Genomic DNA, 14,489 nt, shown 5'->3' on the forward strand with positions numbered 1-14,489 from the left:
CTGCTGGAGGTGATTGATGTGCGCGTCGAGCGGCTGAACGAATGCATCGAGTGGGACGCAGTGGCCGAAGGCGTCGAACCCCTGGATGCCGAGCGCGACGATCCGGATTGGAGCGTTTGCCCTCGCTGCGGCGGGACCGGCCTCTACGGCCTCTACACCGCGTTCGGCGGCAAAGACGGGGCGATGCCCGACACTGACTGCAGCGAGTGCGACACGCACGTTAGCGATATCAGCACCTCTGGGCCGCGATCAACGGCGCGGGCGCGTGGCAGACCAATCCGTGGTCATGGGTGTTGGAGTTTCGGAGGGTTCAGCCGTGATCATCAACCCACGTTTTCGCCCAAGCGATCCCGGCTGCCGCAGCACGATCAAACGAGGGGTAGTACCCCAATGGGTCCGAGCCTTCCACGAGGCGACCACCTATTTCAACTGCACCGGATGCCTCGAAGGATCCATCGCCAAGCTGCTTCGCAAAGCCGCGGACGGTATAGCCCTGGTAGCTCTCGATTGTCATGACGACCTCCGGTTGGGACGGGAGATCGTAACATGAAGCACCTGACCACCCCGACCCTCGACGGCGAAGCCGGTGCCATCCTCTCCGACTGCGAGCAATACCGCTACCGCCTCTGGCGCGAGTGGAATCGCAGTCAGCCAGCCCTGGATTTCATCATGCGCAACCCGTCAACGGCAGACCACCGGGTCAACGACCCGACTATCACCCGTTGTCTGCAGCGCGCGCTGGCCGGCCGCTATGGGCGCCTGGTGTTCCCGCTGCGCTCAACAGATCCGGACGTCTTGCTAACCGACCCGGCACTGCTTGGCCGCGAGGACACGGCGAACTGCTCGATCATGGACGCGCTCGACCGCTGCTCGCTGGTGATCTGCGCCTGGGGTGCGCACAGGGCGGCGCCGGCGCGCGGCAGAGGCGGCTCGCATCGTCAGGATGTGCGGCCGGGGCGCCCTGCTCCATCACCTCGGGCTCAACCAGGACGGCAGCCCGAAGCACCCCTTGCACATCGCAGCGAAGGCGTCCAATTTCGCCTTCCACTTACCTGATTCGTAGGGTGTTGACCCATGGCCGGCGGTAGCGCTCGCTTCTACACTCCAGCAACCACGGGTGAAATGGCGCGGTGTGCGCGCGACGGACCCCGATCCGTCGGGATTCGGGTCAACTCCCATCGCGGGAAGATCGTCTCCTCCGCTTCATACCCATTTGCATCAACTTGTCGCGACATCGGGAAGAACGCCATGAACAAGGAACATACCTTGCGACTCCCCCAGAGTTCGCTGGAGGACGGGACCGCATGCGCCCTTGCAGCACAGACGTGTATTGAAGCCCTCCTCGCTGAATCGCTGGCCTGTACGAGGCAGACACGACAAGCCTGGCGCCCGCACTGGATGGCGTTCGAGTGGAGCTGCGTCGCTGGCCAGTGGTATATCGCACGGACCATGCTCGCGCGCTGCGCAACGCTCGCGCCGGAGCTTCGCCATTGCATCGACCAATACCGTGGTTGCCTGCAAGCCGAGCTTCAGCGGGCAAGCGTCTTCCTTGGCCAGGCAGCTTCTGCCCCCGCACGTCCCCACGTCCTCCCGGGTACGCGCCGCTGGGTCAGCCAGCGGTCGCTGCTGGCAGCCAGCGAGCCTGGACGCCCCGCCCCGAATCGCAGCAACAACCCTGGCGGCATGACTCCGCAAGCCCTCTCTGGGCGAACCAATCTGGGCCCGTTCGCATGGTTTTACGATAGCGACGACCGGCTCGGGCCGATCTGCGAGGTGTTCCTCGGGGGAAACTATTTCTGGGTCTCGTTCGAGATGATGAGCGCCATCGCCTTCCCGCCCCCCGTCTATCTGCTCGACCGCGTCTGGCGGCCGGTCGAGATCCGGCTATGGAACGGGACAAGGCACGCCGGCTTCGTGCCGGCACGCTATGTCGGATCGCAGTGGGTCGACGATGAGTTCAAGCTTGGCCACGGCACGGCCTGGATATGGCTCAACGCGTGGCAACAAGCCGGCCTTGGGGAGAGGCAATTCTGCTCGGAGCTGTGCTGCTGGCCGCTTTCCCAGCTGACGGCCATCCGCTTTCATTCTCCCACCAGTCCCCGGCTTGCAGCCGGCAGGAGCGCATAGAGCGGGAGACTGGCGAGGGATGCCGGACCGCAGCGGACTGGAGGATGACGGCGCACGGCGCGCGCATCGGATCCTACTTCATTCAATCAGCTGCGACCCGCTGTTGAGGGAAGTCGTTAGAAGGCCTGGGAAGCTGGTGCAACGGAGTATCGTCTTCATCACAACGAGACGGAGGCTGCCAAGCGATGCACGATTCGTTCTTGAGTTCGATGATGGCGATGGAACCGCAGTCAAGCGGGTCGAAGTAATGCGGCTTCACCGGGCCTCCAGAAGTCAGGCCTCCGGCGACGTCGGCCTGTCCCTGGCCGAAGGCAGGTCATTGGTCAATTGCATCCGGCAGGAGTTCGTCGTCGAGCGGCTCGAGCGTTTTTGCAAGTCGCGTAGAGCGTGCGTGGCCTGCGGCGTGCTCCGTCCCCTGCACGATAGTCATTGCTCGGAGCTGAGGACCACACTCGGGAAGGTTTTCTACTGCCGCGAACGATGGAAAGCCTGCAAGTGCGGTGCTGACGCCTGTAGATATGTGTCGCCGCTCAAGAGTTACCTGACGGACGCAAGCACAGGTGAGCGGCGATGGCTGCATGCAGAGCTGGGGGCCACAACGCTCTATCGGCAGGCCAAGCAGGTCATGGGCCTCCTGTTCCGTAGTCCGGCCGCGACAGTCACGTGACCATCCGCAATCACAATTGCGTATTCTCAAACGGCGTACCGCTCAGGTGTGCCGTTTTGCTATGGGCGGCAGGAATGCCTTGAGGCAAGCGGATATGGATTCCAAACACCTTCGCGCGGGCTCAAATCCTGGCTCAATCTAGCGATGGGCGGCGCGCAGTGCGCGAATGAGTTTCTGCACTAGCTGTTCATGTTGCTCCAGCGCCTCATCAAGCGTGCGGGCTCCATAGCTCTTGTTTTCATCCGCCCCCTTCCCAACAACACGAGTCACGAACAGCGGTGTGTCTTTTGGGGCTCGCTCGGACACCCCGCGAAAGCGGGTAGTGACCACGACGCCGTAGTCTTCCATCAGCGTGCGGCGGAAGATCAGTTCGTTTTCAGCCATCCAGCGCGACCACTCGCCGTGGTCCAACACCTGGACAGGCCGGTTCTTCGCATCCAGGATATAGAAACGACTCCATCTGGGTGATCTCGATCGTGATCTCATAGGAGGATGATCGGAGTACGTTGCAGCCCCTCAATACTGAATGGTCTCCCTAAAGGGTAGTGGAGAACACGCACCCACCGATAAGTCGATTCCATGCCCTGGGTATGGAATCGGATGATTTGTGAGGGTGCCGCGGCCGGAGAGGGATGACTGGCTAACATGTCGCGATCCGGAGGTGGCGTGGAGCTTCCTCGCACTGCCGTCGGCGAATGCAAGCCATCGTGAAGTTGCAAAGGCGCTACCGGCAAACCTTTCCGAAGAGTCCGGCGCCACAAGACGCGGCTGGTGCTGGCCACGGACGGTATCGCAAGGCCCACGGCCTGCCGCCGGCGCCGCACCCCGGTGAGGCACGCCCCATGTTGTCCTCCAGCCACCGAGGAAAGCAACCCAAAAAGCACTTTAATGATGCTGGAGCCAGTACTGCACCACATCCGCGCCAATTTGTGGCGCGGTAGACAAGCTGCGCCACAATCGCGCCATCGTTTGAGCGAACTGCGCCACAGCCAACATGTCCACCGCAAATGCACGGCTAGAAAGTATCCGGAACGCCTCCGGCGGATTGATGCTCGCCGAGTTGCTGGCACAGCATCCCGACGTTGCGCGGCGGACAGCACAACGCTGGATCAGCCAATGGATCGATGGCGGACAGGTCACGGCGATCGGCGAAGGGCGCGCCCGTCGGTATCTTGCGGTGAGAACGGCAGCAATTGCCGCGTCGGCAACTGAGGAAGACCTCTTCCCGAGCTACATTCCACTTTCCGCCGACAGCCGCGATATCGTGGCGTATATCGACCAGCCTCCGGAGGCGCGCAAGCCCGTGGGTTACCAGCGCGATTTTCTTGACGCCTATCGGCCTAATGTCACTTGGTATCTGTCGGAGTCGCTTCGGCGTCAGCTACAAAAAATGGGCAAGACCGCGCAGGCCGATGCACCCGCTGGAACCTATAGCAAGGCAATCCTGAATCGGCTGCTGATCGACCTGTCATGGGCATCGAGTCATTTGGAGGGCAACACCTACTCCCGGCTGGACACCCGTGAGCTGATCGAGCATGGGAAGGTGGCGCAAGGCAAGGCGACCATCGAAACCCAGATGATCCTCAACCACAAGACAGCCATCAAGTCGCGCCGTCCTCGGCATGTATGAGATGACCCGTGTCGAGTTGCTACGCGATCTCTATGTTCGGGCCTACGAGCGGTCGACGCAAGAGTATCTGGCCATCAAGCAGGATCTGGCCCAACCAGACCCAGTACGCCTTGCCTGGCGTGATCTGATCAAACAAACGATCCGGGACGTCGTGATGCAACCCGATCAGGATGCACTAACAGTGATTTGGCAGGCGGTCATGGCAAGCGTGCCAGATGCCGATCGCAATAATGTGCAAGCGCTGATCGTAGAAGAACTCCGGCGCCTGCACGAGGGCGTGCTGGCCCGCTATGGCTTGCGCCCCTCGGAACTCACAGTTTGGAAAGCAGCCCAAACGGCGGGGCCACCCAACCGATTGCATTGCCGCGGCGCAAGATGGGACAAGTTCGCAACATTCCCCGATGGCGCAAGAGCCGGCGGGTATGTCTCTTCTTCCTACGGCGCGCCGCTGTAACTGGGGAATTTCGACTGGTTCCACAGCTTGTTGAGGGTGACAGCTTGGTTGTCACCCTTTTTCATTGAACCCAGCTCGGTATGACGTAACGCGGCGTACCGACACTGGGGCCCGTGCCACCAGGGATGAAGGAACAGCCCTCGTTCAGAGGGGAGGCCCGCGACCGTGGAGCAAATCCACACGAAGCAGGCGAAAGGTCTTTCCGTTCGGCTCTCACTCCGCGGCGCTCCGCTGGGAGGTGCCCCCCAGCATTCCAGCGAGAACAACTCAATTCCGCAAGAAATCCAGTACGGCGTCCGTGAACCGTTCGACCTGTTCGAGGTTCGAAAGGTGCGCAGCTTCCAGTTCGGCATAACGTGCGCCTGGAATCGTCTGCGCCAAGTATTGACCGTCGCGCGGCGGCGTAGGGATGTCATCGGAGCCGGCGATCACCAGCGTCGGGCGGGTGATGCCCGCCACGGCATCGCGCAGATCCGAGTCCCGCACCGCACGACAGTTGGCGGCGTAGCCGGCGGCATCGGTCGCGGACAACATGGCTTGCAGCGATTGCACCAACGCGGGCTGGCCCGCGGCGTAGCCCGGCGTCAGCCATTTGTCGACCACGGCGGCGGCGATCGAACCCACACCGTCGCGTTCCACCGCGGCAGCGCGATTCGTCCAGTTTCCCGGCGGGCCGATATAGGCAGCCGTGTTGCACAGCACGACCTTGTCGAATCGGCCGGCATGGTTCAACGCGAGCCACATGCCCGTGATGCCGCCCATCGAGAGGCCGCAGAAATGCGCGCGGTCGATCTTCAGTGCGTCGAGCAATGCGATCACATCTTCGCCGAGCTGCGGGATCGTGTACGGGCCCGGCGTGACGGATGACTGGCCATGGCCGCGTGTGTCGTAGCGCAGCACGCGGAAGTGTTTGGCGAAGGCCCCGATCTGCGGACTCCACATGTCGAGGTTGGTGCCAAGCGAATTGGCAAGAACGAGGACAGGAAGCGTGTCGTCCCCGTCGAGGCGGTAGTGCAGGCGCACGCCGGAAAATTCAGCAAAGGGCATGAACGATAGTAGGTTGAGGACGCGACGGACAACGCGCGCGCCGGATTGACGGAACGGCGGCCCTAGTTCTGGGCTATGGCAGAGCCGTGCTGGGCCAGCGCCGTGACGCTGATCTCCATGTACGGGTATAGCGGTAGCGACGTCAGCAGCGTATGCAGCTCGTCATTGTCGCGCACATCGAAGATACTGACGTTGGCGTACTTTCCAGCCACACGCCACAGATGGCGCCACTTGCCTTCACGCTGCAACTGCTGCGACAGCGCTTTTTCGTTCGCCTTCAGTTTCTCGGCGACTTGCGGGTCGAGATCGTGCGGAATGCGGACGGTCATTTCGGCCATGAACAACATAGGGGTCTCCTTTTGCTAGCGGTGTCGGGGATATTGGGGTGACCGGCGCCTGATGACTAGACGGTGGCGACGGGCGTGACGGGCGAACCCATCGCGCCGGGCAGCCGCAGTGGCGGCGCAGTCAGGAAAAAGCGCGTGCGGCGATGGCTGCGCAGCCACGTCGCCAACTCGCGCAAGTACCAGAGTTCGCCAAGCGGCAATCCCAGCTTGAACAGGCAATGGTGGTGCAGCGGCAACGCAGGCGCAGCGCCGGCTGCCTCGCGGGCCGGGAATCGTTCGACGGCGTAGTTATCGGCCGCGATGGCGGCGATGCCGGAGTCGGTGATCCATTGCAGCAGCCGTTCGTCGCGGCCATCTAGCGCGGCGCAACTGTTGTGCAAGCGATGGGGATCGGGTTCGCGCTGCATTTCCAGCACCATCTCAGCAAAGCCGGTGCGCAATACCAAGATGTCGCCTGTTTCGACATCGACCTGGCGGGCCTCCATCAAGCGCATCAGGTCATCGTAGCCGATCGTGCGGAACTCCCGCCCGAAATACTCGGCCAGGTCAACTAACACGCCACGGCCCTGGATGCTGTGCTCGGCCAGAGTCTCGATGCCCAGCGCATTGGCGCGGCTGTGATCATGTCCGCAAGCGTGAGCAGCAAAACCATCGTCCTCGCGGTAGTCGACCGGTCCGACGATGTCGGCATTGGGACGGTAGCCGTTGTAGTAGACGCGCTCCGGCACGCCATCGCCGTCGGCGTCGAACAGGGCACCGACATGAGCCAGCGAATCCCACTGCGTCGAATACTGGAGCGACAACAGCACTTGGTCATCGCTGAGCACGTCGGTTGCGCGAGGATCCACCTTGGCGAGGGGAAAGTTGACGTACGCGATATCCTCACGGTACGTGGGGCGCAGTACCGGCGGATGCCGCCGGACGTTGAGGCCGTTGCCGCCGGGATAGTCCAACGGTAATGACAGGCAGAAGCGCTGGCCGGTGCGGATTTCGCGCGCCGCGGCGCGGATCCGTTCGGCGGTGAGCAGGTTCAGGCGACCGAGCTGGTCGTCGGGGCCGAAGTCGCCCCAGTTGGAGCCTTCCGGCCGATTCTTCCATCGCATCGTTTGCGTTTTCCAGTGGCGGGCCGGGGCGGCATGATGCCATGCCGCGCGCGTGGCGCCGAGGCCTGTTGTTGACTGCGGTTCAGAGGCGGCAGGTGCCGTCGAGATAGGCCTTGCGCCAACGCGTGATGCGGACCTCGGCGAACAGGCTGGCTTTCGTGAAGGGGTCGGCGTCGATGAACGATTGGGCAGCTTCGCGCGTGTCGACATCGATGATATAGACACCGCCGCCCGCATCGCCGCCGTCGTCGTTCAGCTTGGCACCGCACGCGAGCAGCAGTTGCCTGTGTTGCTCAAGGAAGTCGAGGTGGACTTGGCGGGTCGCCTGGCGGACCGTCTGGTGGTTCGGCTTGTCCCAAGTCTCGATCAAGTAAGGCATCTTGCATCGCCTCCTAAATGGCCCGCGGGCAGCGGGCCGTGGCAAAAAACGGACGTGTCGTCAGACGATCTGCGCGCCCCACAAGAGCATCGACACAATGAAGATGAAGCCCACCCAGAACATCATAATGACGGTATAGCCCATCACGTCCTTTAGGCTGAGCTTGGACAGCGCCAGCGCGGGCAGGATCCAGAACGGCTGCACAAGATCGTTCCAGGCGTTGCCAAGCATCACCGACATCGAGGTCTGGCTCACGGAACTACCGATCGCCTTGGCGGCGTCGATCATGAACGGCCCCTGGATCACCCAGTGCCCACCACCTGACGGCGCGAAGAAGTTGATCACGAACGAGCTGACCAGGCCCCAGAACGGCAGCGTCTGCGGCGTGGCTATGTCGACGAACACGCGCGATATGGTATCGACCAGGCCCGAGCCCGCCATGATCGCCATGATGCCAGCGTAGAACGGGTATTGCAGGATGATGCCGGAGATCGTCTTGATGCCCTCGTTGAGCTTCGCCACGTAATTGACTGGCGTGCCCAGCAGCAGCACGCCGATGAACAGGATCAAGAAGTTGATCAGGTTCAGGTCCAGCGTGCCCCCCCCCCTGCGTGAAGTACAGCACCGCGTACGCCAGCCCGCACACGCCAATCACAAGGCTCAGCAACCGGCTGTTGTTCATACGCCAGGCCAGCGTGCCGTCGCCGCCGATGCTGTGCGAGACGGCTGCGGCGGCCTCGGCCTTGTCCTCGGCGCGCGTGTCCAGCTCGACCACGTCCTTGGCGTCGCGTGGATGCAGCCAGGCGTTGAGCACCGGCAGCGTGACGATGACCGCCAGGCTGGTTAGCAGCATCGGCGCCGAAAAGATGGTTTCGGACAAGGGGATCACGCCCATCAGCTTTTCCAGCGGGTGCCCCTTGGTGGAGATCAGCACCGGGATGCTGGCCGACAGGCCGAGGCCGTACATCGTGAAGCCGCTATAGGCCGAAGCGATGATCAGCGGGTAGTGCACCCCTTTGACGCGGCGGGCCAGTTTCTTGGCGATGATGCCGCCGATGACCAGACCGAAGCCCCAGTTCAGGTAGCTGCCGATGCCGCCCACAAGGGTGGCGACGATGATGGCTCCATGCGGCGTGTTGACCTTGCCGACGATCCGGTCGAGCAGGCGATCAGTCAGTGGCGCGGTGGCCAGCACGTATCCCATGGCCAAGATCACCGCCATCTGCGTAGTGAATGCGAGCAGATTCCAGAAGCCTTTGCCCCAGCTGATGATCACGGCCGGCGCAGTCTGACCTTGCACCAGCATCGCCATAACCATCGTCAACAACGTCAGCCCGATGGCGAAAACAAATGGATCCGGCAAATACCGGCGCATCAGTTCTGTAAAGAACCCGGCAATCTTATTCACTTCACTGTCCCCTAAATGTAGCCAATTTCACCGTATGTAGAACTTTAGTTCTACATGCGAACTATCGTTACGATTGGGCGCATCCTAGGCGCTTAATTTTGTGGCGTCAAGTCAACAAATAAACGAATTATTGCGATTTCCACAAATATATTAAATTTGTGCAGTGCGGCATTGCGAGTCCAACGAGGCCCGGCAACCGGCCGCCACAAAGAAGGCGGCGATTGGTACGTCACCGGCTCCACAACCCACATGGCCCCGGGCGTGCTGTGCTACGGGCAGTGAACTGTTGCCCGCGGTGCCGGTGTTCTACTTGCAGGACACCCGCCAGTTCGTCGGCAACCGCGTGATGTGGTGAGGGGTTTTGTCGCAGTAAGAAAGACCGGCCGGCAAGAAGCCGGCAGTGATGCTGGCTTATGTTGCGACGGAATAGAATTTCTGTGCTGCGGATGCAGCGGCCCCATCGGGACGCTGCATCCGCCCCAGATATTTGACCTGACAAATGGCGATGGGCGTTTCCCGATCGGCGTTGAGGTCGTGCGGCGCCGCCAGGTTGGCCGGGCTGCCGTCGATGGTTACCGAATTGGGTTCGCCGTTATGGTCGACGGCCTTCTCGAAGAAGCGCCGTGCAGCGGCCTTGTCGCGCTGGGCGCGTACCAGGATATAGGTCTCATCCATGCGCCAGCACTTGCCCACCGGGCGCTTGCGATAACGAAGTACCTTGTGCAGTGCCGGCAGCCGCTTGAGCGCCCAGCGGTGCACGGTCGAGTGATCGACTGAGATGCCACGCTCGGACATCATCTGCTCCAGATGGCGCAGGCTCAGTGGATAGGCGATAACCAGCGCACGCAGGTCAGCATCACGTCCAGCGGGTAGTGCAGACGCTTCAATACCTTCGCAACTTCCGGGTTCATGACTGCCGCCCACTCATGCTGAGTTCGACACTTGACTATTCTACCCAAGGCTTACTGCGACAAAGCCCGCGCGCGGACCCGATCAGGCGCTCATCAATTGCTTGCCCGACTTTCTGGCATCTTCGCGCGAGGTTGGCACTTTGGTAGCGCGAGGCGTCGATTTGGCCCGGGATTCCATTGCAACCGCGCGGATCGCGGCATCTCTCGCCTCGTCCATTCGCATTCTGGCGATAGAAAGGATCAAATCGTCATCGCGCTTGACGATGGCAGCGTGCAGTCCCCACCATGTCTTCAGCGATCCAGCAATGGTCTCGGGCGCAGCGACCCGTCCCAGCCGAACATAACGCAAGGTCCGCAGCGAAATGGACTGCAGCATGTCAACCAGCAGCTTGTTGCCGCACAGGTCGACAAGCGCGAAATTCAGCAGAAAATTCTCAACGGCATACGCATCTGGCGATTCGCCGGCAGCTTTAACAAGTTTAGGCATGTGTTCATTGAGCACCTGCTCGAGTTCGTCAGGAACTTCTCGCACCACTTGCTCCAGCAGCGTGATGTAGAGTACGTTGCGAACCTTGAAGATGTCGTGAATTTCCGCTTCGTCAGGAGCGGTGACGATGGCTCCGCGCCGGGCCTGAAACTCGACCAGCCGGTCGCGCTCCAAGATACGCATCGCCTCTCTCACGGGAGCACGACTAACATGCAACACTTCGCTGATATCCTTTTCCAACAAACGCTGGCCAGACTGAACCAGGTCAAGCGTGATCACCCCTGCCAGCCGGGCGGCGATCTGGTCGGCGATCGGCGCCGAGGCGCGCTCCCAGTCCTGCCCACGCAGCACCGCCTGTTCAACTGCCACCATGAGATGGTTCTTGGGCGTGAGAAGCGCGGAGAGGTCCGGAAGGTTTTGCGTCTTGTTTCTGCTCATGGTGTCGAATCCAGGTGGACCGCCTAACCTCGGCTAGCTTTGGCAGTCCATTATCAATTTGAGGGTCTAGTGTCGATCCTCGTCCTTGGTCGTGTCCCCTGCTTCCAGATAGTGTCGGACGATAGTCCCGTCTTCATCCCAGGCGATGAAATCTGAGAGAAGAATCGCCGTCCCGGCGTAGCTGAGAAAATTGCCAAGCCGTCGCAATGCACCGAAAGCCTTCGTGAGCATTCCCACTTCAGCAGACTTGCCGGATCTTCGCATGCGCTGCTCCGTTTGATCTCGTGAGTGAGCGAAGCAAGATCGTTTGCATGCCGACCAGCACCGAGTCCTCATTCATCCCGGCCAACTCGGCCGGAGTCCGGGCGGGGGCCTTGAGCACAAGTTGCGCGCCGTGACCTTGGGCTGCGGTGCCAATGGTGGCACCGACCGCTTCATATGCCGAATTCGCCTGACTCGTGCGCATGCCGGCCCCCGCCTGGACAACGACCTGATGCCCCGGCTTCACCTGCTTCTTGACCGTCTCATGGATGGCGGCGACGCGAGCCTCACCTGATCGCCTCTCCTGCGGGATGCCGATTTGCATCATTTCTTCCTTTCAAAACCGAATACCTGCGGCCACGCCGAGCATATTGGCGCGCTTGTTCCTGTTGCGTTACTCATGGGGTCGTCGTAGCCCCGGGACTGTGGTCAGCCACACCCTCCTTCGATATGGCCTCCCTGCCCGTTGCGGCTTGCCGCGCAGCGTTCCTGGTGAGATGCACTACAGTGCGCCAGTCAAGTGCTGCATCATCAGGCTGCTGGTGGCCACGCTGATCCACACTATCAAGCCCAGCAGGAGCGGCCGCCAGCCGGCTTGGCGCAGTCTGGCGAGCGAAACTGGCACGATCATCATGGCTCGCGTTAGTTTTACGATCGTTGCGTACTCACCGGCGGTTGCGTTCCACGCGTAACCGGCGGCGACAACTGACGACGTATCGTTGATCGCGGTGCCGGCCCACAGGCCAAAGCCAGTGTCGGACATGCCAAGCAGCCTCCCCAGCACAGGGAACAGCATCACTGCGACGATATTGAACAGAAAGATGGTAGACAACGCATAGGTTGTATCGTGGTCCTCCGGCTTCAGAATTGGGGTAATGGCTGCGATCGCGGACCCACCGCAAATGGCTGTTCCAGCGCCAATCAGGACCTTGAGATTTTCAGAAATGCCTAAGACGTGGCCAACCGCTACCGCGACGACGAAGGCGACCGCCAAGGTGACCAGAGACACGGGAAGAGAATGCAGTCCGGTACGCGCGACTTCATGCAGCGGCAGGCTGAAGCCAAGGGAAACAATGGAATACTGCAGCAATTGCTTGCCAGCGAACGTGACCCCAGGCTTGCTGCGTTCACCGGGCTTCAGCAAGGGGCGAAGAAGCAAGCCAAGGAGCATGCCAAAAACGGCACCACCGAGCAGGGGAAATGCCATTCCAAGTAAAGCGGCAGGAATAGCCAGTGCCAGCACGAGAAGCAGTCCTGGCACTAATGTTGAAAAGCTAGCATGTTTCACGTCTGTACCTTAGTGTCTCGATTTATATTTGAACTATTTATTGAGCAAACTCCATCGTCCCTTCTTGTGCGACCGGCTCACCGCCTCGGAAGAATCCCTGCGCGGAATTCTTTGCTCGATCCGCATCACGGCGCGATCGACCTCAGCTGACGCGCTTTGGTAACTCCCCCCCAACGATCAACGCCGCGATGGCAGTACCGGGTGCAAGTCATGATAGCAGCTTGATCTAATTTATGTCGACACAAATAATGTTGGTTGATATGCTCTGAGCATCGCGGGCACATGCGATGACAGCGTCGGGAATCCGACGATTTTCGGAACGGCAGGAGACACGCTTTCTACCGTCATGCGACGGCTCCGGAAAACGTCTACAGGCACATGTGAAACGCCGGCAATGTTGTTATGTAGGACAACCGCTGCACGATGCATTACGCGGTTCGGGACTATGAGTCACAAGAGTGCGTGCTCAATCGCGTCACATTGCAGGGCGAGAACCGGTCTAATGCACCGCCGAAGGCCTGCTCCCGATCGCCGAGCAAGTCGGCCTGCACCGTGACATCGAGGCCTTGTTTCATTGGCGTCGCAACTGTCTCGGGAGGGGGCCGCTACCCGACCCCCTCCTTCCGCAATCTCGGCTGGGCTTCCATCTGCACGGCTTGTTGTCCTTCACACGCCGTGCATCAGGAATCGCAGGTGACCACCACCGTGCCAAGCTTGCCGCGCTCCTCTACGACAAGATGCGCCGTAGCGGTATCACGCAACTCAAAGACACGGTCCACGGTGTGAATCGCTTGAGGGACCTCGTCCAGCCAACGTGCAATGCCCTGCTGCGCGACACGACGAACCTCGAAGGGCAGGCCGGATAGATAGAGGCCATGCAGGCTAAGGTTCTTTCGGATCAGTCCGGCGAGCGGAAACGCGGCATCGGGATCAGGCCCGATGGCATATGAGACCCAGTTGGCATGGTTTGCGGCTACTTGCAGACACAGGCGGAGGTTGCAGCCTGCGTCGACATCGACGATGTGGTCCACGCCCCGCCCCCCGGTGGCAGAGAGAATCGATACCGCGGCATCTGGCGCGGTGTAGTCGATCACCTCGTCGGCACCTGCGCGTTTGGCATGTGCAGCCTTGCGTGGCGAACTGACCGTGGCTAGAACGCGTGCACCGCCCCACTTGGCGAGTTGCACCGCGTAGTGCCCAACGGCGCCCGCGCCGCCTGTAACCAGCACTGTCTTGCCTTCGATCGGTCCCCTGAGGAACAGGCTGCAGTAGGCAGTCATGCCCGGAATACCCAGGCATGCCCCTTGCGTGAAGTCCATATGCTCTGGAAGCGGTGCGGTCAGCTCATACGGAAGACAAATATATTGCGCCGCAGTGCCATATGCTCGTCCGCGCTGCCCGAAATACAGCCAGACCCGGGAACCCAGCATCCCAGCGTCGACGCCAGAGCCGACTGCGTCGACCACACCCGCGCCGTCGCTGTTGGGAACAATGCGCGGGAACTCCATTCCGTGCATGCGCCCTCCGCGCCGGTTCGCGTCGGCTGGGTTCACCGCCGACGCATGGAGCCGCACGCGAACCTCACCAGGACCAGGCTGCGGCGTCGGCAACTCGCCGAATTGCAGTACCTCCCCAGCCGGACCCTGTCGGTCATACCAGATAGCCTTCACGGTTTGTCTCCAGTGGAATTCTTGACACTTCGGCGTTAGCCGGTTGCCCTTAAAAGGCAGACTGCCTTGCACTGCGACGAACGAAGGCGCTCGTTTCAGGCGGCCATCAATTGCTTGCCCGACATGGCTCCCGTGACAGCGATTCAGGCCGCCTTGCCCATGTCTTCGACTACCTTCTTGGCGTCGCCGAACACCATCATGGTCTTGTCCATGTAGAACAGCTCGTTGTCCAGGCCCGCGTAGCCCGCGGCCATCGAACGCTTGTTCACGAT

At 61.1% G+C, this 14,489-nt stretch carries 14 protein-coding genes and 5 pseudogenes; 6 read left to right on the top strand and 13 right to left on the bottom strand.

Annotated elements, in window-relative coordinates; translation table 11 throughout:
* Positions 1-310: 310 nt before the first annotated feature.
* Positions 311-514 (bottom strand): hypothetical protein, encoded by a 204-nt coding sequence (locus OR16_RS07825; RefSeq protein WP_006157423.1) that lies wholly within the window; start codon positions 512-514, stop codon positions 311-313.
* Between the two features lie 32 nt (positions 515-546).
* Here OR16_RS07825 and OR16_RS07830 point away from each other — a divergent pair, with 32 nt between their 5' ends.
* The 3 genes and pseudogenes from OR16_RS07830 to OR16_RS07840 form a co-directional block, all read left to right on the top strand.
* Positions 547-1,056: a DUF1643 domain-containing protein gene (locus OR16_RS07830; protein WP_006157424.1), complete on the top strand. Its 510-nt coding sequence runs from the start codon at positions 547-549 to the stop codon at positions 1,054-1,056.
* 192 nt (positions 1,057-1,248) lie between these two features.
* A complete protein-coding gene (locus tag OR16_RS39585; RefSeq protein ID WP_006157425.1) occupies positions 1,249-2,127 on the top strand; it encodes a type VI secretion system accessory protein TagJ in 879 nt (292 codons plus the stop codon).
* Between the two features lie 192 nt (positions 2,128-2,319).
* Positions 2,320-2,859: pseudogene (locus OR16_RS07840) on the top strand (ISKra4 family transposase); the annotation flags it as partial.
* A 73-nt stretch (positions 2,860-2,932) separates the two neighbouring features.
* Here the strand turns inward: OR16_RS07840 and OR16_RS07845 are convergent.
* A complete protein-coding gene (locus OR16_RS07845; RefSeq protein WP_043418914.1) occupies positions 2,933-3,280 on the bottom strand; it encodes a hypothetical protein in 348 nt (115 codons plus the stop codon).
* Between the two features lie 508 nt (positions 3,281-3,788).
* Between OR16_RS07845 and OR16_RS41075 the strand changes: the two genes are divergently transcribed.
* Together OR16_RS41075 and OR16_RS45485 are read left to right on the top strand one after the other, a co-directional pair.
* Positions 3,789-4,424, top strand: coding sequence for a hypothetical protein (locus OR16_RS41075; RefSeq protein WP_237716987.1), 636 nt, complete (start codon positions 3,789-3,791; stop codon positions 4,422-4,424).
* Position 4,425: 1 nt separating this feature from the next.
* Positions 4,426-4,878 (top strand): hypothetical protein, encoded by a 453-nt coding sequence (locus OR16_RS45485; protein ID WP_063709572.1) that lies wholly within the window; start codon positions 4,426-4,428, stop codon positions 4,876-4,878.
* Between the two features lie 267 nt (positions 4,879-5,145).
* On the opposite strand, the gene pcaD is transcribed toward OR16_RS45485, so the two are convergent.
* The 9 genes and pseudogenes from pcaD to OR16_RS07895 form a co-directional block, all read right to left on the bottom strand.
* Entirely contained in the window at positions 5,146-5,925 is a 780-nt protein-coding gene (gene pcaD, locus OR16_RS07855) for a 3-oxoadipate enol-lactonase (protein ID WP_006157428.1), read from the bottom strand.
* 62 nt (positions 5,926-5,987) lie between these two features.
* A complete protein-coding gene (gene catC / locus OR16_RS07860; protein ID WP_006157429.1) occupies positions 5,988-6,272 on the bottom strand; it encodes a muconolactone Delta-isomerase in 285 nt (94 codons plus the stop codon).
* Between the two features lie 56 nt (positions 6,273-6,328).
* Complete coding sequence (locus OR16_RS07865; RefSeq protein ID WP_006157430.1) at positions 6,329-7,375, bottom strand: cyclase family protein; 1,047 nt, start codon at positions 7,373-7,375, stop codon at positions 6,329-6,331.
* Between the two features lie 82 nt (positions 7,376-7,457).
* On the bottom strand, positions 7,458-7,754 hold the full coding sequence (locus OR16_RS07870; RefSeq protein ID WP_006157431.1) for a YciI family protein: 297 nt from the start codon (positions 7,752-7,754) through the stop codon (positions 7,458-7,460).
* A 60-nt stretch (positions 7,755-7,814) separates the two neighbouring features.
* A pseudogene (locus tag OR16_RS07875) lies at positions 7,815-9,162 on the bottom strand (short-chain fatty acid transporter).
* Between the two features lie 450 nt (positions 9,163-9,612).
* Positions 9,613-10,073: pseudogene (locus tag OR16_RS07880) on the bottom strand (IS6 family transposase); the annotation flags it as partial.
* 82 nt (positions 10,074-10,155) lie between these two features.
* Positions 10,156-10,998, bottom strand: coding sequence for a GntR family transcriptional regulator (locus OR16_RS07885; RefSeq protein ID WP_006157433.1), 843 nt, complete (start codon positions 10,996-10,998; stop codon positions 10,156-10,158).
* A 310-nt stretch (positions 10,999-11,308) separates the two neighbouring features.
* Positions 11,309-11,584, bottom strand: a pseudogene (locus tag OR16_RS07890) (NAD(P)(+) transhydrogenase (Re/Si-specific) subunit alpha); the annotation flags it as partial.
* Between the two features lie 177 nt (positions 11,585-11,761).
* Entirely contained in the window at positions 11,762-12,547 is a 786-nt protein-coding gene (locus tag OR16_RS07895) for a YeiH family protein (protein WP_043418916.1), read from the bottom strand.
* Positions 12,548-12,886: 339 nt separating this feature from the next.
* Here OR16_RS07895 and OR16_RS45490 point away from each other — a divergent pair.
* Positions 12,887-13,039 (top strand): annotated as a pseudogene (locus OR16_RS45490) (TauD/TfdA family dioxygenase); the annotation flags it as partial.
* A gap of 188 nt (positions 13,040-13,227) precedes the next feature.
* On the opposite strand, the gene OR16_RS07900 reads toward OR16_RS45490, so the two are convergent.
* On the bottom strand, positions 13,228-14,217 hold the full coding sequence (locus tag OR16_RS07900; RefSeq protein ID WP_006157436.1) for an NADPH:quinone reductase: 990 nt from the start codon (positions 14,215-14,217) through the stop codon (positions 13,228-13,230).
* 143 nt (positions 14,218-14,360) lie between these two features.
* Positions 14,361-14,489 (bottom strand): NAD(P)(+) transhydrogenase (Re/Si-specific) subunit beta (locus tag OR16_RS41080; protein ID WP_006157437.1); only part of this gene is annotated, 129 nt, incomplete at its 5' end.

This window comes from Cupriavidus basilensis OR16 (assembly GCF_000243095.1).
In the GTDB taxonomy this organism is placed as follows: Bacteria; Pseudomonadota; Gammaproteobacteria; order Burkholderiales; family Burkholderiaceae; genus Cupriavidus; species Cupriavidus basilensis_D.